The following is a 2,074-nucleotide window of genomic DNA, read 5'->3' on the forward strand; positions in this document are numbered from 1 at the left end:
TCGGTCAATTCTATATGCAGTGGTTCTTTCGGGCGAATAACCGTGAGTTTGATTTTCTTAGTTAGGTGAAACGGTCCAATATTTCCGTAGGTTTTTGCATAATTTTCTGCCCATTCAATATCGCTATTCTCAAACTGATTGACCGTAATATCTTTTATTCGCTCAATTAAACTAAAAAAACTACGGTAATTGAAATGCTCAAGCGGACGGTTTTTGGGGTGAGTAGCCACGCAATAAATTTCGGTTGCTCCATCTTCAATGGCTTTTCTGAGCGGTACAACTTCACGCAAACCGCCGTCCATGTACGCCTGACGGTGGTCTCCACCAATCTGAATCGCTGGCATAATAAAAGGCAACGAACTACTGGCACGCAGATAATCCAAAAAGTGCTGTTCGAGCGGGTCAGTATAGTGCATTTCACCTGTATTGATATTTACTGCACCAACTTTCAGCTTCACGGGGCTTTTCCGCATGGTGGTTACATTGAGGTATTTCTTTAGTTTTTCGTGCAGAGGGTTTGTATCAATCAGGCCATCGAATCGGCTCAAAAGTGTATCAATCCCTAACGAAAACTTCGATTTCAGTACGCCAATATCCGAAGGCTGGGTAATATTTTCGAGCCAAAATTGTAGTAGTTTTTTATTGACCAAATCCCAGTCGATTTTACCTTTTTCGAGGTGTTGTTTGCCCGCTTCATTGACCATGAACGAGCCATTCAAAGCTCCTGCCGAAATTCCATAAATCATTTCTGGCTTAAAACCCGTATCCAAAATTGCATGAATCACACCTACTTGCCAAGCCCCTTTGAGTGAGCCACCACCTAAAACTAATGCCCTCATTATAAATTGTATTTTTTTATCCTGCCAATAATACGACTAAAATAGCTAATTTTGAAAAAAAGTTTATGAAATACACTGCTCAAAAAGTAAACCTTATTGTCGGACAGTGTGTTTATCTTTAAAATGAGTTTTAATGCTCAAATATTATTAAAAAACCGTGATTTTAATTGATATAATCCAAGATAAATTTGAACAAAACCATTAAAGTTAATATATTTTTCTTTAATCTGCTCAATAAGTCAGAAATCAATTGTAAAATTGCATACCCAGAGCAAACAACATTTTGCTCACCTCTTCATGACGTTAGATATTAACCAAATACAAGCCCCAATCGAACAAGATTTGGAGATTTTCGAGAAGAAATTCCGCCAGTCGATGAAGACCGACGTGATGTTGCTCGACCAAATCATGAAATATATTATTCATCGGAAAGGTAAGCAAATTCGTCCGATGTTTGTGTTTCTAACCGCTGGAACAATCGGGCAAATCAACGAAGCTACGTATCGTGGTGCGGCCCTCATCGAACTCTTGCATACGGCTACCCTCGTGCACGACGATGTGGTTGATGATTCAAACTACCGCCGTGGTTTTTTCTCAATTAAAGCACTTTGGAAAAATAAAATAGCCGTTTTGGTGGGCGATTATCTGCTTTCTCGTGGTTTACTTCTGAGCGTTGATAATGGTGATTATGATTTGTTGAAAATTGTTTCGACTGCCGTAAAAGAACTCAGTGAAGGCGAACTATTGCAAATCGAAAAAGCTCGTAAACTCGATATTACCGAAGATGTATATTACGAAGTAATTCGCCAAAAAACAGCTTCTTTGATTGCCTCGTGTTGTGCAGTTGGGGCAGCCTCGGTTGGTGCCAATGCTGAAGTTGTGGCCAAAGCCAAACTTTTAGGCGAAAAAATCGGTATGGCGTTTCAGATAAAAGATGACCTTTTTGATTACGGCGATGCCGAAATCGGTAAACCAACGGGCATTGACATTAAAGAAAAGAAAATGACGCTACCGCTGATTTATGCTTTGAATCATGCGTCATGGTCTGACAAACGAAATATTATAAATTTAGTAAAAAATCACTCCGAAAACCCTAAAAAAGTGGCAGAAGTGATAGATTTTGTGAAAAAATCAGGTGGAATACAATATACCACCGAAGTAATGAAACGCTTCGTTCAAGAAGCCAACGATATCCTCTTTACATTTCCCGACTCTGCTTTCCGTCAATCATTACA

General features: G+C 39.3%; 2 protein-coding genes. One reads left to right on the top strand and one right to left on the bottom strand.

Annotation, left to right across the window (positions count from 1 at the left end; translation table 11 throughout):
* Positions 1 to 839, bottom strand: an 839-nt coding sequence (locus ACOVO2_RS09985) for a patatin-like phospholipase family protein (protein ID WP_421769828.1), incomplete at its 3' end; no start/stop codon positions are given.
* Between the two features lie 297 nt (positions 840 to 1,136).
* Between ACOVO2_RS09985 and ACOVO2_RS09990 the strand changes: the two genes are divergently transcribed.
* On the top strand, positions 1,137 to 2,074 hold a 938-nt coding region (locus tag ACOVO2_RS09990; protein ID WP_421769829.1), incomplete at its 3' end, for a polyprenyl synthetase family protein.

This window comes from Emticicia sp. (genome assembly GCF_049241225.1).
Lineage (GTDB): Bacteria > Bacteroidota > Bacteroidia > Cytophagales > Spirosomataceae > Emticicia.